This window comes from Shewanella oneidensis MR-1 (genome assembly GCF_000146165.2).
GTDB classification, from domain to species: domain Bacteria; phylum Pseudomonadota; class Gammaproteobacteria; order Enterobacterales; family Shewanellaceae; genus Shewanella; species Shewanella oneidensis.
Window position 1 is genome coordinate 2,145,007 of record NC_004347.2, and the last position, 19,748, is coordinate 2,164,754.

General features: G+C 45.5%; 15 protein-coding genes. 7 read left to right on the plus strand and 8 right to left on the minus strand.

The window, feature by feature from the left end:
• Positions 1–104: 104 nt before the first annotated feature.
• The 3 genes from SO_RS09430 (at position 105) to SO_RS09440 (ending at position 5,254) form a co-directional block, all read left to right on the plus strand.
• Positions 105–2,198: a prolyl oligopeptidase family serine peptidase gene (locus SO_RS09430; protein ID WP_011072120.1), complete on the plus strand. Its 2,094-nt coding sequence runs from the start codon at positions 105–107 to the stop codon at positions 2,196–2,198.
• A 245-nt stretch (positions 2,199–2,443) separates the two neighbouring features.
• On the plus strand, positions 2,444–4,069 hold the full coding sequence (locus SO_RS09435; RefSeq protein WP_011072121.1) for a phosphoethanolamine transferase: 1,626 nt from the start codon (positions 2,444–2,446) through the stop codon (positions 4,067–4,069).
• A 156-nt stretch (positions 4,070–4,225) separates the two neighbouring features.
• The gene (locus SO_RS09440; protein WP_011072122.1) at positions 4,226–5,254 is read left to right on the plus strand and encodes a GGDEF domain-containing protein; all 1,029 of its coding nucleotides are present in this window, start codon (positions 4,226–4,228) and stop codon (positions 5,252–5,254) included.
• A gap of 167 nt (positions 5,255–5,421) precedes the next feature.
• Here the strand turns inward: SO_RS09440 and SO_RS09445 are convergent, their stop codons facing one another.
• The gene (locus tag SO_RS09445) at positions 5,422–6,066 is read right to left on the minus strand and encodes a class I SAM-dependent methyltransferase (protein WP_011072123.1); all 645 of its coding nucleotides are present in this window, start codon (positions 6,064–6,066) and stop codon (positions 5,422–5,424) included.
• A gap of 315 nt (positions 6,067–6,381) precedes the next feature.
• On the opposite strand from SO_RS09445, the gene SO_RS09450 reads away from it, so the two are divergent.
• Complete coding sequence (locus tag SO_RS09450; protein ID WP_011072125.1) at positions 6,382–7,671, plus strand: NAD(P)/FAD-dependent oxidoreductase; 1,290 nt, start codon at positions 6,382–6,384, stop codon at positions 7,669–7,671.
• Between the two features lie 79 nt (positions 7,672–7,750).
• Here the strand turns inward: SO_RS09450 and SO_RS09455 are convergent, their stop codons facing one another.
• The gene (locus tag SO_RS09455; protein ID WP_011072126.1) at positions 7,751–8,626 is read right to left on the minus strand and encodes a LysR substrate-binding domain-containing protein; all 876 of its coding nucleotides are present in this window, start codon (positions 8,624–8,626) and stop codon (positions 7,751–7,753) included.
• Positions 8,627–8,857: 231 nt separating this feature from the next.
• Between SO_RS09455 and SO_RS09460 the strand changes: the two genes are divergently transcribed.
• Both SO_RS09460 and fghA read left to right on the plus strand, forming a co-directional pair.
• Positions 8,858–9,997, plus strand: coding sequence for an S-(hydroxymethyl)glutathione dehydrogenase/class III alcohol dehydrogenase (locus SO_RS09460; protein ID WP_011072127.1), 1,140 nt, complete (start codon positions 8,858–8,860; stop codon positions 9,995–9,997).
• 138 nt (positions 9,998–10,135) lie between these two features.
• Positions 10,136–10,975 carry an S-formylglutathione hydrolase gene (fghA, locus tag SO_RS09465; protein ID WP_011072128.1) on the plus strand — a complete coding sequence of 280 codons (840 nt, stop codon included), beginning with the start codon at positions 10,136–10,138 and terminating at the stop codon, positions 10,973–10,975.
• Positions 10,976–11,075: 100 nt separating this feature from the next.
• Here the strand turns inward: fghA and SO_RS09470 are convergent.
• Positions 11,076–12,235, minus strand: a protein-coding gene (locus SO_RS09470; protein WP_141135407.1) for an IS3-like element ISSod1 family transposase whose coding sequence is annotated in 2 segments (ribosomal slippage) — positions 11,076–11,986 and positions 11,986–12,235 — 1,161 coding nt in all. Because the reading frame shifts where the segments join, the coding sequence is not laid out codon by codon here.
• 618 nt (positions 12,236–12,853) lie between these two features.
• On the opposite strand from SO_RS09470, the gene SO_RS09475 reads away from it, so the two are divergent.
• On the plus strand, positions 12,854–13,192 hold the full coding sequence (locus tag SO_RS09475) for a hypothetical protein (protein WP_011072129.1): 339 nt from the start codon (positions 12,854–12,856) through the stop codon (positions 13,190–13,192).
• 74 nt (positions 13,193–13,266) lie between these two features.
• Here SO_RS09475 and SO_RS09480 read toward each other — a convergent pair whose 3' ends face one another.
• From SO_RS09480 to hisIE, 5 genes are all read right to left on the minus strand, one after another.
• Entirely contained in the window at positions 13,267–13,617 is a 351-nt protein-coding gene (locus tag SO_RS09480) for a YdbL family probable chaperone protein (protein ID WP_011072130.1), read from the minus strand.
• Positions 13,618–13,641: 24 nt separating this feature from the next.
• A complete protein-coding gene (locus SO_RS09485; protein ID WP_011072131.1) occupies positions 13,642–13,842 on the minus strand; it encodes a YnbE family lipoprotein in 201 nt (66 codons plus the stop codon).
• A gap of 12 nt (positions 13,843–13,854) precedes the next feature.
• Complete coding sequence (locus SO_RS09490) at positions 13,855–17,115, minus strand: intermembrane phospholipid transport YdbH family protein (RefSeq protein ID WP_011072132.1); 3,261 nt, start codon at positions 17,113–17,115, stop codon at positions 13,855–13,857.
• Between the two features lie 210 nt (positions 17,116–17,325).
• Positions 17,326–18,513 (minus strand): aromatic amino acid transport family protein, encoded by a 1,188-nt coding sequence (locus tag SO_RS09495; RefSeq protein ID WP_011072133.1) that lies wholly within the window; start codon positions 18,511–18,513, stop codon positions 17,326–17,328.
• 579 nt (positions 18,514–19,092) lie between these two features.
• On the minus strand, positions 19,093–19,728 hold the full coding sequence (gene hisIE / locus SO_RS09500) for a bifunctional phosphoribosyl-AMP cyclohydrolase/phosphoribosyl-ATP diphosphatase HisIE (protein ID WP_011072134.1): 636 nt from the start codon (positions 19,726–19,728) through the stop codon (positions 19,093–19,095).
• Positions 19,729–19,748 lie beyond the last annotated feature (20 nt).

Genomic DNA, 19,748 nt, shown 5'->3' on the forward strand with positions numbered 1-19,748 from the left:
GATTAAAAGTTGAACTCAAAGTCAATTAAGGTAATGTAGAGCAGAAATTGAGATAGGCTCTGTTTAAGGACTCTATTTAAGGACTCGGTTTAAAAAGGAATAACATGAATCGTAAATTACTGCCTTGGTGCATTGCTGGTGTACTCACTATGACTGCTCAAGTCCACGCACAAGAAGACAAGTATATTTGGCTCGAAGAGGTTGAAGGCGCAAAGCCTATGGAATGGGTTAAGACCCAAAATGCCGCTTCTGCCGCTGAAATTAAAGCCTTTAAAGGTTTCGATACCTTAGTCGCCAACAGCCTCGCTATCCTTAACGATAAAGAGCGTATTCCCTACGCCACCCATATTGGCGATAAGCTGTATAACTTCTGGAAGGACGATACCCATGTGCGGGGGATTTACCGTCGCACGACGATGGAAGAATACGCTAAGGTAGATCCCAAGTGGGAAACTGTGCTCGATGTCGATGCTTTGGGTAAGTCGGAATCCGTAAACTGGGTGTTTAAGAGCATTGATTGCCAATATCCCGATAATCAGCGCTGCTTTGTGTCTTTATCCCGTGGCGGCGCCGATGCGGTGGAAGTGCGTGAATTTGATTTAACCACTAAAGATTTTGTGCCAGTAAAAGAGAAGCCATTCTTTTTAAAAGAAGCGAAATCTAGCCTAAGTTGGATAGATAAAGATCATGCATTTGTCGGCACCGACTTTGGCGATGGCCAAAGCATGACTGACTCAGGTTACCCCCGCGTCGTGAAGTTATGGCAACGTGGTACCCCACTTACCAACGCTAAGACGATTTTTAGTGGAGATAAAACCTCTGTCGCGGTATCGGGTTGGGTGATGTTTGACGATAAAACCCCGCTCAGCCTTGTCACAGAAGCACATACCTTTTATACCGCGACGCAGTATGTTTACCAAGACGGCAAACTGATTAAGCTACCCATCCCACAAGATGCTGAGATTAAAGGTTATTTCCAAGGTAAGTTGTTTATTGAGCTAAAGAGTGACTTAGCAACGCCTGCGGCGACATTCAGCCAAGGCGCTGTGGTGTACGCTAATGTGGCCGATTTAATTGCCCAAAAAGCCTCCTTCACTGAATTTGTGAGCCCAACCCCGACAGCATCTATTGCGCAGCTAAGTTTCAGTAAGAGCGCGATTTTTGTTAATTGGCTCGATAACGTAAAAAGCAAATTGGTGCGTTATGAGCAAGATGACAAGGGCACATGGCAAAGCATGCCAGTCCCCTTTGAGGCCAATGGTGCGCTAACGGTGATGGATATGGAGCGCGACAGTGATGATTTCTTTGTTAATTACACTAGCTTCCTTGAGCCATCGAGCCTGTATACCGTCAATGCTAAGGCACTTAAACCTCAAAAAATCAAAGGTATGCCTCAGCAGTTTGCTGCGGATAAATTTAAAACCAAGCAATATTTTGCCACCTCAAAGGATGGCACCAAAGTGCCTTATTTTGTGGTTATGGCAAAAGATCTCAAGTTAGATGGCCGTAATCCAACATTGCTCTATGGTTATGGCGGATTTGAAGTGTCTCTTCGCCCAGCATATTCAGCCACCATTGGTAAAAACTGGTTAGAACAGGGTGGAGTCTATGTGCTGGCCAATATCCGTGGCGGTGGAGAATATGGCCCAGCGTGGCATCAAGCGGCGCTAAAACAGAATCGTCATAAAGCTTATGAAGACTTTGAGGCCATTGCTGAGGATTTGATCGCCCGTAAGATCACCTCGAGCAAGCATTTAGGTATTCAAGGCGGCAGTAACGGTGGTTTGCTGATGGGCGCAGCCTTTACCCGTCGTCCCGATCTCTACAATGCCGTCGTGTGCCAAGTGCCATTACTCGATATGTACCGCTTTAACAAGTTACTCGCGGGGGCCAGTTGGATGGGGGAATACGGTAATCCCGATATTCCACAGGAGTGGGACTATATTAAAACCTACTCGCCATACCATAACCTGCATAAAGATGTGCATTATCCAAAGGTCTTTTTCACTACCTCAACTCGTGACGATAGGGTGCATCCTGGGCACGCCCGTAAGATGGTTGCTAAGATGAAGGATATGGGCATTGATGTGCTTTACTACGAAAATATCGAAGGCGGGCATGCGGGGGCAGCAGATAATAATCAAGCTGCGGAACTAAATTCAATGGCGTTTGCCTACTTATTACAGCAGTTAAAATAACCGCACTTGTAGTCGCAAAAAATTAACAAATTGTGGTTAGTTCCGAGCAAGTCCCTATAAGTTGGGGAGTCAAAAACGGTCGAATTTCTCAAATTCGGCCGTTTTTTATCAGTATTATAACTTGTTAATTATAAAGATGATTTCATTGAGCTGAATCTTGCTACTTGCTAAAATGACACAAATAAGATTGCCTTAAGAAAACTAAGTTAGCTTCGGCTCACTATTGATTTGAGAGACTATTACCAGTGCTGACGAGATTTAAAACTCTGAGCGTGAATCGCTTCACCTTTATCATCGCCTTATTTTACGTTTGTGTTTTTAATATCCCACTGTTTGAAATCATCAAGAAAGGCATTGAAAAACAACCGGATGTCGATCCCATCTTTATTGCGACCATGCCCCTGTTTTTACTCTTTGCGCTGAGCTTTGTGTTTTCGCTGTTTACAGTAAAATATCTGCTCAAGCCCTTTTTTATCGTTCTCACCTTATTGTCATCGAGCGTGTTTTTTGCGGCCTTAAAGTACAATGTCGTGTTTGATTACGGCATGATTGAAAACACTTTTCAGACCAACAGCGCCGAAGCACTGATGTATGTGAACTTTGCCTCCATACTCAACATGCTGCTAACGGGGTTGTTGCCAGCCTATTTAATCTACAAAGCAGATATCCAATACCAACCTTTTTTCAAAGAGTTACTGCGTAAGATTCTATTTATGCTAGCGATGTTAGCTGGGGTAGGGATTATCGCGTTCTTCTATTTCCAAGATTACGCTGCCTTTGGACGTAATAATGATGAGATTAAGCGTTATATCGTACCAACTTATTTTATCGGTGCGGCAGCCAAGTATCTCAACGTGCATTACTTACAAACGCCAATCGAATATGAACAGCTCGGATTGGATGCTAAAAATGTTAGCCCCAATGCCAATGGTAAACCCAATTTACTTGTGCTGGTGGTGGGCGAAACTGCCCGTTCAATGAACTATCAATACTATGGCTACGATAAGCCGACCAACGCCCATACTCAGGGACAAGGATTGCTGGCTTTTAAAGAGACCCATTCCTGCGGTACGGCAACCGCGGTATCGCTCCCTTGCATGTTTTCCCGTATGGGGCGAGAGGATTATGATTCTCGTCGTGCCTATGCCCAAGATACTGTGATTGATGTGCTCAATCACGGTGGCATTAAAGTGCAGTGGTTTGATAATGACTCAGGCTGTAAGGGCGTGTGCGATCAGGTTGAGAACATTACTATCGATTTAAATAGCGATCCCGCGTTGTGCTCTGGCCAATATTGTTTTGATCAAGTATTGCTAAATAAACTTGACGAAGCATTAGCGAAAGCCGAGCAAAAAGATACTGTGATTGCGTTACACATTATTGGCAGTCACGGACCGACTTATTATCTCCGTTATCCGCCAGAGCACCGGAAATTCACCCCGGATTGCCCACGTAGCGATATCCAAAATTGCAGTACTGAAGAGTTAATGAATACTTACGACAATACTATCTTGTATACCGATTACATCATCAGTGAAGTCGTCAATAAGCTTAAACAACAGCAAGAAAAATTTGATACTGCCATGTTCTATCTATCCGATCATGGCGAGTCTTTGGGTGAAAAAGGTATGTATTTGCATGGCGCCCCTTACAGCATTGCGCCCATTGAGCAAACGAGTATTCCTATGCTGGCTTGGTTTTCTGAGGATTTTAGTCAAGACAATCAGTTGAATATGGCCTGTCTTGCCAAAGAAGCTGAAAAGGGCGGATTTTCCCATGACAATTTGTTCGATAGCTTATTGGGATTAATGAATGTGCAAACCCAAGTCTATCAAGCAGAGTTGGATATTTTTGCCCGTTGCCGAGGCTAATCTGTCTTTGGAATAACAGAAAAATCAAAGGAGGATGGCAACATCCTCTTTTTGTTTTGCACTGCATCATAATAATTTTTGTAGCCAGTATCCAAAATCAAGTAGTTGGGTTAACTTAAGTGATACAAAAACATAACAACTCTGAGTGCAAGATTCATGTCTTCTCCCGCTGCAAACAAAGAGCTCGATGCCTCAGCACAAATTTTACGCTTAGCTGTACCGCAAATGTCCGCACTTGATATTCCGGTAACGCCAGAAAACTACACGGTCTGGTATGAGTATTTTGCCCAGTCGAATTTGGATTTAAATCGTGCTATTGATGGTTTTCTTGCAAACAACGTGGTATTTACCAAAGAAGTGAATACCAGTCTGTATAAGAATTTTATCCAAGAGAAGTCCCCTGAAGTTATCGAAAATGTCCAGATTGAAACCCAGATATTGATTAACTCTCTTATCAGTAAAATTACCCAGCTAAACCAAGGAACAGAGGCATTTTCCAACACATTAGCGGACTTTGGCCTACAGCTCCAATCTTCACCCGATGTGAACACCTTAAATCAATTGGTCGATGGGGTGATTGATGAAATGCAGAATCTATTGGTCAATAACCAAACCATGGAGCAGAGTCTCAATGCCATGGGGCAAGAAGTACAAAATTTAAAAACGGAAATGGAGAATTTAAGTCTGGCGGCAATGACAGACCAATTGACCTCACTACATAACCGCCGTGCCTACGAAATTGCCATTCAAGACCATATTCACCGCGCGGAGGAGCAACATACCCGTTGTAGTTTATTACTTATCGACATCGACAGATTTAAGGTGTTTAACGATACCTATGGTCATCAGGTTGGTGATAAAGTCTTGGCTTATGTTGCGCTTGCTTTAAAACAATGTGTGCGTGGCGATGACTTTGTGGCCCGTTATGGGGGAGAAGAATTTGTGGTGTTATTGCCCAATACCCATTTCCATGATGCATTGCAAGTGGCTGAGACCTTACGAGGGAGGATCTCCGAGCGCCGCTTGGCTATAGGCAAAGATAAAAAACTTTCATTGGGCGCCATTACGGTGTCAATTGGCTTAGCCTCTTTGCAAAAAGGCGATGATGCAGAAACTCTATTTAGCCGTGCTGATAAAGCCTTGTATGAAGCCAAATCCGATGGCCGTAACTGTGTGCGGGGCTAAGTGTCGCTGAACTTTATCGCTGGCTTGGTGGTGATTCTTGGCTAATACAAAGTGATAAATAATATAGAGTTAACTCAGCACTTATTCATTTAATCGCCTTTGCGTTACTTCATCACTATAAGCTTCACATACTAAACAGTGATTTGGGGATGAAGTGTTTGAGCACCTTATGCCAATAAATGCTTAAAATGCAGTAAGCGGTTGTTGGTGGGCATGGCGATATCTTCAACTAACGTCAAGCCTTGCGCTTGGGCAAGGGCGATAATCCATTCGATATCTCGAATACCGCTTTCACTATCCCTTTGTTTTAAAAAGTGATCAAATTGACGATTACTGTCGCTGGTATAGTGGCCTTGATAATTAAAAGGCCCGTAGATACATAGGGTGTTGAGTTGCGGTAAATATTCACCTAAGCCATTAAAAAACGCTTCGACCATGGATTTGCTCATAATATGCAAGGTATTGGCACTGAATACCGCATCGATATGTGTCCCATTTACAGGCCAAGGTGCTGTCACATCAAGTGTGATGGGAAAGCCTAGATTATTAATCCCAAGTTGATGACCTTGCAGTAAACACCTTGCTTTAATGCCTTCAAGATACTCGGCTTGATCGCTCGTTTGCCAAAAAAGCTGAGGGAGATTGGTGGCAAAATAAACCGCGTGTTGTCCTGTCCCACTGCCGATTTCAAGCACCCGTGTGGTATTGGCAAAAGCAGATTTTAATACTGCTAGAATGGGCACTTTATTATTTTCACAGGCTTGAGAAAAGGGCTGCAGTTGTGTGGCTTGTGGTTGTATTTCCTGCGACATGGTTTCTCCTGATAAGCCTTGCTGAACGAGTGATTGTTTAATCGGTCCTTATTGAATTCACCTTTCTGAGTGGCGATTTCCCAAAGATGGTAAGGCAGGTTTAATCCAGACATCACCCTTGCGGGTGGTGCCTAGCTTAAACCAATAAGCATATTCAGCCAATTTCTTAAGCTGTTTTGTCAAACTTGCTCATTTCCCTGTGAGGGGGCAATCTTCTGTTGACCATGATAGTAGCTTGGTTATACTCAAAAATTCTGAACGATTGTAAAAAATATAAAACAAAATAACCATAACGGATTCGTGTAAGGAAACCCTATGTCAGCCAAACGCTGCGCCTCTTATTACAATGCCACCATTAAGCAAGAGTCTGATTATCCTGAACTTGAAGGTGATATCCATGTGGATGTCACCATCATTGGCGGCGGGTTTACCGGTGTGGCAACAGCGGTTGAATTGTCTGAAAAAGGCTACAAGGTCGCATTATTAGAGGCAAATAAAATTGCTTGGGGCGCGACTGGCCGCAATGGTGGGCAAGTGACGGGGAGCTTATCCGGCGATGCGGCCATGACCAAGCAATTACGTCGTCATCTTGGTCAGGATGCCGAGGATTATGTGTGGAACCTTCGCTGGCGTGGTCACGATATTATTAAAAACAGAGTGGCGAAGTATGGCATTGATTGTGATTTAAAATTTGGCCATATCCAGACGGCTTATCACCCTGGGCATATGCAAGAATTACAGCAGATGTTTGATGAGGCCAATCGCCGTGGGATGGGTGAATTTATGACCTTAGTGCCAGCGCAGGAGATGTCAGCGTATTTAGCTTCGCCCCTATACCATGGCGGTTTAGTCAATCGGCGCAATATGCATCTGCATTCGGTGAATCTGTGTCTTGGTGAGGCGCGAGCCGCGGCCTCCTTGGGCGCGCAGATTTTTGAGCATTCGCAGGTGTTGGATATTCAGCAAGCAGAGCTTGCAACTGTGGTCACGCCCAAAGGAACGGTAAAGGCAAACAGTGTGCTGATCGCCGGTAATGCGTATCACAAATTAGGCCGCCCCAAGTTAAGGGGGATGTTATTTCCCGCCTCCCTTGGCAATTGTGCGACGGCCAAATTACCCGAAGAGCTTGCTAAACAACTCAATCCACAGAATTTAGCTGTGTATGATTGCCGTTTTGTGCTGGATTATTATCGCTTAACCGCCGATAACCGTTTGATGTTTGGCGGTGGCACCAATTACAGTGGCCGCGATCCTAAAAACGTTGCTGCTGAGTTGCGTCCGGCGATTGAACGCACTTTTCCGCAATTAAAAGGCGTCGATATTGAATTTGCTTGGGCTGGTATGGCAGGGATCGTGATAAACCGTATTCCGCAGCTGGGTAAAATTTCGCCTAACATTTTCTATTGTCAGGGATATTCGGGCCATGGGGTGGCGACATCCCATATTATGGCCGAGATCATGGGGCAGGCGATCGATGGTCAAATGCAAGAGTTCGATCTCTTCGCAGCGATGCGTCATATCCGGATCCCGCTGAATGAATGGTTTGGTAATCAAGCGCTTGCCCTTGGAATGCTGTATTACACCCTGAGGGAAAACTGGCGTTAGCTTGCCTTGTGTGCTGCAGCACTGATGTTTGTCTTAAGCGCAAATGATTCGCATCGCGAATGATGATGTTAATCGCGGATTAACCGCCAGTCAGTTTTTCCGCCAGATAATCCACTAATACCCGCACTTTTGCGCTTAGGTGGCGATTTTGCGGATAGAGCGCCCAAATACCTTCTTTGGCTTCGCGGTGTGTATCGAGGAAGGAGATAAGCCTGCCGGCGTGAATATCCTCTTCAATATAATAATCAGGAAGTTGTACTATCCCAATACCCTTTAATGCCGCATCCCGCAGGGCATAACCGCTGTTGCAGATCAGCTTGCCGCGTACTTTAAAATTTCGCTCACGGCCATGTTCAATAAAGCGCCAATAATTGTGATTCCCGATCAAGCAATTATGTTGATTTAACTCCGAAAGTGTATGGGGTTCGCCATATTTTTCAACGTAACTTGGCGAGGCCGCTACATAATGGGTGCGGCTGCTTAAGGGCTTAGCCATCAGGCTTGAATCGGCGAGTTTACCTAGTCGAATGGCCAAATCGTAGCCCCCTTCAATCAAATCTAAGGTTCTGTTCGTCAAATCGACATTACATTCCACACTGGGATACTGCACCATAAAGTCATTCAGTAGCGGCATAATAAATTTTTCACCGTAGGCCACGGGCGCGGTGAGTTTCACCAGTCCTTGAGGCGAGTCTTTAAGATCGGTAATCGCCCGCTCAGCTTCCTCTAATCCCGTCTGCAATTGGCGGCAATGGCGATAGTAAATCGTGCCTTCTTCGGTGAGTGACACCTTGCGAGTTGTGCGGTAAAACAACTTAGTACCAAGACGATTTTCCAGTGCACCGATTTGCCGACTTACATGGGCAGTGGAGACATTTAAGCGCTGGGCAGCGAGGGTAAAGTTTTCAGCTTCAGCCACCGCGACAAACTCAGAGATACCATCCCACAGGTACATTGTTACTCCTAGGTAAAAATGAATTGCTAAATTGCTAGATTATCAATCACCAGGAAACAAATACAATCTAATAACGCGATTATTTAACTCTGATCCTTAAGCTTATTTGTCCGTCCATTTCTATTCTTAAAATCAATGCTTACAGGCAATGCTGGTGAGCAAGTAGAGTAGAGGATGAGTTTAAAGCATCAGTGTGGATTGGCTCATTTATTAAAAGAAGGAAGCACAAGCATGTCGAATGAAAAACCACAGTTTATCAAGTCTAAGGCCGCTGTGGCTTGGGGACCTAGACAGCCGCTTAAGATTGAAGAAGTCGATGTGATGTTACCTAAAGCTGGTGAAGTATTAGTGCGCATCGTGGCGACTGGCGTGTGCCATACCGATGCATTTACCCTAAGTGGTGATGATCCTGAAGGTGTGTTTCCTGCGATCCTTGGCCATGAGGGCGGCGGGATTGTTGAGCAAGTGGGCGAAGGCGTGACCAGCGTGCAAGTGGGCGATCATGTGATCCCACTTTATACGCCAGAATGCGGCGAATGTAAGTTCTGTTTATCGGGTAAAACCAATCTGTGCCAAAAGATCCGTGCGACCCAAGGTAAAGGTTTGATGCCCGATGGCACCACTCGCTTTTATAAAGATGGCCAGCCGATTTTCCATTATATGGGTTGTTCAACTTTTTCTGAATACACGGTATTACCTGAAATCTCATTGGCTAAGGTGAATAAAACAGCACCATTAAAAGAAATCTGTCTGCTCGGTTGTGGTGTCACAACCGGTATGGGCGCGGTGATGAATACCGCTAAGGTTGAAGCGGGCGCAACCGTGGCGATTTTCGGCCTTGGTGGTATCGGCCTTTCGGCCATTATTGGTGCGACCATGGCCAAAGCTAGCCGGATTATTGCCATCGATATTAATGAATCCAAATTCGAACTTGCCCGTAAATTAGGGGCTACCGATTGTATTAATCCGAAAAATTTCGATAAACCGATCCAAGAGGTGATTGTCGAGATGACCGATGGCGGCGTGGATTACTCCTTCGAATGTATCGGTAATGTCAATGTGATGCGCAGTGCGCTTGAGTGTTGTCACAAAGGTTGGGGCGAGTCAGTTATTATTGGCGTGGCAGGTGCTGGGCAGGAGATCTCGACTCGTCCATTCCAACTGGTGACGGGCCGCGTATGGCGAGGTTCGGCCTTTGGTGGTGTTAAAGGTCGCTCACAACTGCCTAAAATCGTTGAACAATACCTTGCAGGTGAGTTTAAGCTCGATGACTTTATTACTCACACTATGGGACTCGAACAAGTGAATGAGGCCTTTGACTTGATGCATGAGGGCAAGAGCATTCGCAGCGTGATCCATTTCGATAAATAGCTGCCATTACAGCAGCAAATAGCCATATGATATTTGCTGCTAATTTGCCAACCCCTATACTTTTTAACGCTTAACAGGGTTAGAACAACACATTTAAGTGGCATATTAAGCAGGCAATCAACAACAAAAGGGATTGAAATGACCATAGAAAATATCAGTTGTAACAAGAGCTTTGGTGGTTGGCATAAACAATATCGCCATCAATCCCAAGTGCTAAATTGCCAGATGCGATTTGCGATTTATCTGCCACCCGAGGCGGCCAACAAACCCGTGCCAGTATTGTATTGGTTATCGGGTTTAACCTGCACCGACGAAAATTTTATGCAAAAGGCGGGCGCGCAGCGGATTGCGGCGCAGCTAGGGATGGCCATCGTTGCTCCCGATACCAGTCCCCGTGGCGATGAGGTTGCCGATGCACCGGATAAAGCCTATGACTTAGGTTTAGGTGCCGGGTTTTATTTGAATGCCACCAGAGCACCTTGGAATCGTCACTATAAAATGTATGACTATATCGTGCATGAACTGCCAGCACTGATTGAAGCAAATTTCCCCGTGACTGAGCAGCGCGCCATTTCAGGCCATTCAATGGGTGGGCACGGCGCGTTAGTGATTGGGTTTTCCAATCCCCATCGATACAGCTCAATTTCGGCGTTTAGCCCCATCTGCAACCCAAGCAATGCGCCTTGGGGGATAAAAGCCTTTACTGAGTATCTTGGTGAAAATCGTGAGCATTGGCGCCAATACGATGCCTGCGAGTTATTAAAACTAGCCATTAGTGAGGTGCCAGTGTTAGTTGACCAAGGTGATGCTGACAGCTTTTTAGACACGCAATTAATGCCACACAGCCTTAGCGATATCGCGACAGGAAAAGGCTATCCCTTAGATTTACGAATGCAGGCGGGGTACGATCATAGCTATTATTTTATTGCGAGCTTTATTGAAGAACACCTTAAATTCCATAGCTTGTATTTTAAGTAAAACACCTAAATTAATAGCAGGGAATACGATATGAAATCGTGTTTTTTACAGTCCATATCCTGTGCCGCCAATGCCATGACTATCTGGCATGATGTACTGGTCAACCCAAACTGGACACTTTTACTTGAGAATTCTCAAACTCTACAGGTGACAGATCGTTATTAGCAGAATGAAGTCGCTCCAAGTTGTAATATTTGATGTAAGCCGTCACATCTTGCTTCATAAACTCCCTTGTTGGTTGAGCAACTTTAAAAATCCAATCGTGTTTCAAGCTACCAAAGAATCGCTCAACAACGGCATTATCCCAACACGCACCCACATCACCCATGCTGGCTCGGATACCATAGCTCGATAGCAGCCTACCGAATTGTTTACTGGTATATTGCGAGCCTCGGTCACTGTGAAATACCAGCCCTCGCGCTGGTTGTCGCAGGTTGTAGGCTTTTATTAATGCCTTGGATATCAAATCTGTGGTCATGCGTTTGTCTATGCGCCATCCCACAATCCGGCGTGAATATAAATCCATCACCACAGCTAAGTACATCCAGCCTTCACCCGTCTTTAAATAGGTCACGTCACCCGCCCAGACCTGATTAGCCGATACTGGATTAAAGTTCATGTTTAACAGGTTATCAGCCACTGCATCTGAGTGTTTTCGCTGTGTCGTCACCTTGTAAGCACATCGCTGGGTTGCTTTGAGTCGAAGGCGGTGCATAATTTTACGAACGAGATAGCGACCAACCTGGTAGCCTTCCTTGCGCAATTTCTTCACCATTTCACGATTCCCTAAGCTGCCTCGACTTTGCTTAAATAGCTGTCGAACAAGGCGATAAAGCTTCAGTGTTTCAACGCTTATCACGTTTGCAGGGCGTTTATGCCAATCGTAATAGCCTGACTTACTGACACTCATTACTCGACATAACAGTGTTATGGGAAACAGGTGAGATTGCAGTTTGATGAAACGAAATCTTACTTCATTTCTCTCGCAAAGAAGGCGCTTGCCTTTTTTAGAATTTCTTTCTCCATGCGTAATTCTTTGTTTTCTCTACGCAATCGCTTCAACTCATCACGCTCAGACTCTTCTAAGGTGATGCCTTGTTGCAGGGCTTCGTGTTTTTCCTTCCAGTTGTAAAGCAGGCTCGTGCTAACTCCAAGAGACTTTGCCGCATCGGCAACGCTATAACCTTGCTCCAGCACCATCAAGACGGCTTCATCTTTAAATGCCTGCGGATAACTCTTATGTGATTTTTTCAGACTCATATAGACCTCTTAATTTATTGACCATACTGTCTCAAAATTAAGTGTCCGATGGGATTAGACCAGAACATGATATTGCCAATACTGAATGCATAGAGTTAGTCAAAAACGATAATTCGACGGTAACCTTTTATGATTTCCATAAAGGCAAAGAAATGGTGGTTGGCACTGGCTTTTATTGATAAGCAATGGATTGTGACGGCAGCGCAGCTTGCCTATGAGCTAACCTCAAGCAATTGCGTGGCCCACAATGTTGTAGTCAGCTAGAAAGAACAATGCTTACAGTTTGTATTTGGCCGTGAAGATAACGTCTTGCGATTGGAAGGCAAGTGGCCTTAGATATTTTGGTGGCCAGCCCATCTGACTTTGGCTAATTCAGTTTGTATTATCAGTCTTCGCTCATAGCAAAATACCGAGCCAATATATTGCGAAGTTAAATATGGGGTCATTGAAAATTACTGACGCATTTCATTCTTCAGGGATTGGATTGATCAAACGCTATTTGAGGCGTCACAGATATTGCACTAAAACCGAAGCGTGTTAGTACTGATACTTTCTTCATCGGTGCTACAACTTATACAATACCTGCGATTAACCTCAATGTATCTGTTTTAGGAAACTATGGATAAACTGCCATTTATGTGTTGCTTACTCGCAGTGTTATTTGGTTGCAATACGAAGGGAACCTATGAACAAACAAGCCGAGAGTTAACGGGGCTTGAGTTGATAGCACCGCATCTTGGCTACTTTAAATCATGGGTGCCACTTGGTAGTGATGGGGTCTATCAGATGACGGATGAGCAACAAGTGGAGCAAGTTAACGTGTTGAATTTGTGCTTGAATCAGTTGAAATCATCCAGTGAAGCATTGCCCAGTCACGCGCTTCGCAGTGTTTTAGTTGTACAATGCATGGAGAAACAAGGTTGGCAGTTAGTGGTTGAAGAGCTGTATATCACTTGATAATAAACGCCTGCATTTTTGCAGGCGCTTTTGAGTTTATTGATTTGATATCGCAACTTATCGCATCTTAAAAACTACTTCTTAACCCATTTCCCTTGGGCATTTTGCACATAGTTGCCTTTATCTGTGGCGGCGATGGCTTTTTCGCCGGCCAGTTTGGCGACATCAGCGGCAGAAAGATTGTTCTTTTTGGCGATGGTTTCGTAGTGGGCACGGCGCTTGTTATTGACTTCATCCATCACGGCTTTGGCATCGCTATTATTTTGCACTAGACCTAAATAGCCATTGGGTTGCTCGCCTAAATAGCCTTGGGATTTAGCTTCTTGTAATGACATGGCAAAGACATTTAGGCTAAATAAGCCCAGACTTAACAGCAGCAGTAACTTTGGCTTTAGTCGCAGTGTTTTTAGTGGCACTAATTTCATCGTATATTCCTCAATTCTTTGTGATTAGAACAACTTATCATCCGATAGAAGCTGATCTAGCTCCTTATCCACTTTAATTTTTATCTCGTGTTCAATTTTCACATTGAGATTAATGACAATCGGTTTATCCGGTGGTTCAATCTTTACTGTTGGGGCGCAGCCTTGCAATGTGCCTAGTAGCAGCAATGCACCTAAACTGACTTGCTGTAATTGAATGATCTTCACTGAGGTTTCCTTTTACTTCACGGATTTTTCGATTCTATTCTGCAGATCGTTACCAATCTGAAGACTCCTGAATAATTGCAGCATGTTCTCTTCATGAGAGTAATTCAAGTGGATGGGACGTTCAATCCCTTGGCTGCGGCCTTTGACTTCTACCAATAGAGTAGCATCGCCCGTGTTATCCATATCGAAGCTACTGGATAACTGGCTGTATGCTAAGTGCTCAAGCGCTGAAAATACAAAATCAAGGTAAGGCTGAGATTGGCGCATTTGATCTACCGCCGGATTGCCAGATATAGCAATTAAACCGCCAGGTGCACGGGCGGCTAATTGGCCGCCGCTGATCGACACTTTACCATCGACTAAGTCCACGGGTAACACGCCATCGAAGAGGCCATTGGCATAGATGCCTATTTGGGGTTGAATCCGCAGCACTTCTTCAAGATCCATGCCCTGTAATAACAAGTAAGCGTGTGATTTATCCTGTAATTTTAAATTAAAATCCGGCAGTAAAAACTGGCCGCTCAATACGTTGCCCTTAGCTGTCATTGAGACATCGGTATCACTTAAGCCCGTGAGTTGTTGTAGCCAATTCTCGGGGAGCTTCTCAGCATCTCTATCGAGGACGATATCGGCATTGACCTCGATATCGGTGAATGGGAATCCAGGGTCGAATAATCTAAAGGTCATGATTGTTTGAGGGCAATTTAGGCGACTTAAGTTGCTAAAATAGTTGCTAAGATCACCTGAGGCTTGGGGCGTTTTATAGGATTGGCCCCAAGTGAACTCGCACTGTGCCTGTAACTTTCCACCCTCGAAGCGGGTATCTTTGTAAAAACCTTCAAGCTCGGTCATCGACTGGGTAATTTGCATCGCAAATTCGGTCTGTTCAGGCTGATGTGTCAGCTGAAATTGTGCTTGTAATTGGTTATGCCCGGTCATATTTAATTCAGCGGGTAGCGGCTGAGTTTGATTAAGCAGGGATAATGCTTCTGTCATGCTGGTATCGACCACCCATTGCCCAGTTAACAGCAGTGGCAAGTTTGCATTGGCGAGCTGCAATTGATGATGGCTTTGAAGTTGAACATTGCCGACTTGCCACTGTTCATCACCAATAAGCGTGCTATTTTTCCAATGTAAATCTTGCACTAGGGCTAAGTTATCCAGCTTAAGCACAGTTTGTTTACGTGTACGTCCCTTCGCCGAGAGCTGCTTTTCAATTGATAACTGTTTGGCTTGCCAGTGGAGTGTATTTTTGATTTGGCTCGATTGAATCGCTGTTAAAAAAGGGTCTTGGCTCGAAAAATTCACTGCCACGCCCTGTGATAATCCAAGGGAAAAATCCTGCACAGTGATATCGTCGCGGCTGCTCAGACTGGTTTTCGTGCTGTGATCTAAGGCCTGCGTTTGGTGTTGTGCATGGGCATTGTCTATTGCAAGCGTTTCGACCGTTTGGCTAAAACGCAGCTGCTTAAGCGTGAGTGACATTGGGGGTAAGTTAAGCGCAAATTGACTCCCCGCCGCGGTAGTCGCATCCTGTGCTGAAAATGATGTTGAGCTAACTGTGAGTGGAGCCTTGGCGTTTAGCTGAACATTGCCTAAGCCCAACTGGGTCTGTTTATTTTGAGTGTCAGATGCTTGTGTCGCATTTTGTAAGTGAATATCCCCAAGGGTTAATTGCAGTGTGTCAGTCGACTCCTTGGAGATGGGCGCAGTCTTAAGTTGCCAATCGATGCCTTGGGCAGACTGTTTAAGATTAATCACTCCCGCAGTTTGCAAAGCACTCGAGCCCCAATTTAACGCTTGAGGTGCATCTTGCCAGCGCTTGTGTAAGTCAAGTTCACGTAAGTTGAGCGGAGTATTTTGTTGAAGCGCGATGTGCCACTGAGTTTGCAACGTCCATGTATCCGATGCTGGAGTTAAGTGCGCGTTATCTAATCGAGTGTTCGTGAGGCGAATGCGCGTCTCGAGTTTACTGCCTAAGGTGAATAATTCCACCGCGGGCAAGGTCAACGGCTCATCTGATTTTGCCAAGGTATAATGCAGCGGCTCAGTCATCAAGAATGCCAGTCCAATCGGGGACTGGGTGCTTTTAAGCCCCGAGAGTAAAGTGTTAAGCGTTTGATAGTCATTATCATTTAACTGCAAAGAGTGATTTAGGGCATCTAATAACAGCGCTTGTTGCGCGGCATTGGGCGTTAACGCAAGGCTAAAAGGTTCGAGTGTTAGATTCAGTGCTGCTAATGAACCACTGACACTAAACGCCACAGCTGGTTGTGGCGCTAAGGTGAAATCTGCAAAATGCGCTAAAGTGACACTCGGCTGGATAAACTGATGGTCACTCTTTATATCGCCCGTCGTGAGCTTGAAAGTACTTTGCGAGACTAACTGACCACTCAGTGTCATGCCAAGCGCTTGCCACTGTTGATCCCATTGTATCAATTGGCTAAGAATACTGGTTGGCGTTTGGTGCAGGCTAATTTGATGCAGACTCTCCAGCAGCGGCGCGATGTTCAGTTCACTCTTTAACGTCCATTCATCGCTGCCAAGTGTTGCGGCTAAGCTGACAAGCGGCTTGTCCTCATGGCTAAAGGCAGTGGTTAATTCCCCATGTTTATCAAGGCTGAGTTTATCCATCACCAGTTGATAGGCGCTGTGATTGGCTTGCGCCGTTAAGCTCAGTGTGGTTTTACCTATCTCAATTAAGGGCAAGGATTTGATATTTAAAGGTATTGCAGGCGTTTGTTCATCGGCAATGCTGGGGCTTCGCTCAAAGAGTGATTGGCCGAGTTCGACTTCAATCTCGCCCGTACTAATGTGTTTGATTTTTTGGCTCAAGACGTCAAGCTGGCTAAGCTGCAGCAGTTCTGCAACACTTTTGGGCCAATTAAGCTCAAGTTGAATATCCAGATCCTTTACCACTAAGTGCGAATCATGCACGCGAATGCTAGCGGAGCGAATTTGCCAATGTTCTAAGCCCATGGAGCCTAAACGAATATCGGTCAGCTCACTGTCCATGCCGCTTAAGGCATAATTGGCGGCGCGCAGAATAAGGGTTTCGGTCTCACTATTGACAATCCATACGGTGAGCGCAATACCCGCTAACATACCTGCCAATGTGGTAGCGATAAGGCTTTGTTTTACGCGCTTTTTGATTGTAGTTCTGCGCCGCGGCGCGCCAGTTTCTACCATTTGGGAATGTGACGTTGCAGCCGAGCTCGCCAGCAGTGCGGGTTCGACGGTATCCTTTTTCAGTGGTATTGACGTCTTAACCATGTGAGTCGAATATCATCCTTATCATTATCGCGCTTTGGCTTACGTTAGCTGGAGATTTGAATGCCAGCGATAAAAGGCAAGCAGGATTAGCGGCAGTTTAGCATTCAAGCGCGTGGCTGACTAATCCTGATATTGGCAAATAAGGGTAAGAGCCTGTAGTTAATCATCTTGGTTTTACAGGCACTTATACTGTAGTAGTTTAACCCGACTCTAGCCTAAAAGCTGCGCACTAATCACCGCAAGGCCACATAGTAGTGCGAGCACTAAGCCTAATGTTCCCCCTGCGACGCGGTAGCCTTGGGGAAGCTTGGCTTTATCCCGTTGTTTTCTTTGTACCCATACCATAGAAACCGGTAAAAAAATCGCGAGGATCACTAAAGCGATTGCCGCGTAGCCTAGAGCGGTAATAAATCCCTGTGGGTAGAAAAGGGCAAAGCCTAATGGCGGCACAAAAGTGATCGCCGCGGTGACACTGCGACCCGTCGCATTATCCTCTTGCCTTAAGTTGGCGGCTATAAAGTCAAATAGACCTAGGCTCACGCCTAAAAAGGAGGTCGCAAGGGCGAGATCGGCAAACACACTAATCGCTGAGCTTAAGTATTGGCTGTGAAGTACACTCGCTAATTGACTAATAAAGCCAGAAAGACTTTGATTGGTCATCAATTGGCTTTGGCTTAGTACGCCTTGGCTACCCAGTTGCCACAGCAGGTAAATCAGCAGGGGTAACGCTGAGCCGAGCAGCATAATTTTGCGCAGCGCTTTCACTTCGATGCCTAAGTAGCGCACCACGGACGGAATCGAACCATGAAAACCAAACGAGGTAAAAATCACTGGGATGGCCGACACAATAAGCCCTTGCTCTAGCGGCAGTTCGAGTAAATGCGTGCCTTCCACCTGTGGCAGTAATAAGGCCAGCATTAGGATTAACGCAATGATTTTTAAACTAAAGAGTACGCGATTAATCAAATCGACACAGTGCGTACCTAAACCCACAATCGTACCAATCAAGAGGGTAAATAAGATGGCGCCCGCCTGTGGCGGCAGTGCTAGCCCTAACCAAGAGGTGAGTTTTTGATGCACTTGCTCACCACCGCCAGCGATGTAGGCGGCGCACAGGGCATAGAGTAAAAACATTAACGCGATACAGGCAACCACTTGGCCTTTTGTGCCCAATAGATGACGGGCTAATTGGTTGAGGCTGGCATCACTCGGGGCAAATTGGTGGATTTCGACCATGAGTAGGGCAGTGTAGGCCATTAATGCCCAGAAGATCAGCATAATCATGCTCGACATGCCAAAGCCAAGGCCGGCCGATGCGATGGGGAGTGCGAGCATGCCCGCGCCAATGGTGGTGCCTGCAATCAGCAGTAAACTGCCGAAAAATTTATTTTGTGTCATAACTTACGCTCAGACGTCTTAATGAATGGCTCGAATATCTCAGATGAGATAAAGGCTTAAGCAGAATGGCGGCGCGATACGACGGCTGAGTGCTGTACTTGTGTGAGTACAAAGCGTTGGGATCGTGGCGCAATCTGCGGATCGTTGGGGATATGGCCACAATGGAAGGTCAGGCGAGAGTGCCTATCTATGCCATTGCGGCTACAGATAGGGATAATAAGCTGTTGTTGTAATACACATAAAACGCGCCTTTTTAGCAAAATTTGCAGTTGATCTTAGCCTATGCGTTTAAGGCAACAGACGTTGATCTAAAATTTTATCTTAAATGTTAATAAGTTGGATCTTTTCCTCGGGTGTAAATCGAGGATGCGGGTTACGATAGGTAGTTAAGCTGTACTTGTCAACCATTACGACAGTATTTTGCTGATTTATTGACAGAGGCACGCTCTGGTGGGCTTGGTCGGTTACCGTTTAGGGACGATATGTTGCGTTTACTAAAGCGTCGCAAATAACTGCAACTCTGCCGAAGCCTTAAAGGCTTGCGGCAGATACAGATGCAGCGGTGCTGGTGGTTCAGGATTATTTTCGCTGTGCTTTTTGATGGCGAGCGAGCAGATTCGCCGTGATATCACTTAAGCTCAGCGCTTGATCTTCAAGCAGCACTAATAAGTGATACATGAGATCTGATGCCTCATTAACGAGCTCTTCTTTATCGTGGGTGGCGGCAGCCAAGGCGGTTTCTAGTCCTTCTTCACCGACTTTTTGGGCGATGCGTTTTGTGCCACGCGCAAATAAAGAGGCAGTGTAGCTCGATTCTGGACTTTGACCTTTACGCGAGGCGATAAGCTCGGCCAGATTGTTTAAAAAGGGGTGAGCATTCCCGTCGAGCCAGCAGCTTTCGGTGCCTTTATGGCAGGTTGGGCCATTGGGCAACACTTGCACCAGCAAGCTGTCGTTATCGCAGTCTTTATCGATGGCGACCAATTTTAGGGTATGGCCTGAGGTTTCGCCCTTAGTCCATAAACGTTGCTTAGAACGGCTAAAAAACGTCACATCACCGGTTGCCAGAGTCTGTTCCAGCGCGGCTTTATCCATATACCCGAGCATTAATACCTTGCCTGATAAGTGGTTTTGGATAACAGCAGGGATAAGCCCATCCTGTTTGTCCCAATCCAGCTCGCTAAAATCTGACTTAGTGTTTGTTTGCGTTGACATAGTATTCACTCTTAATCTAT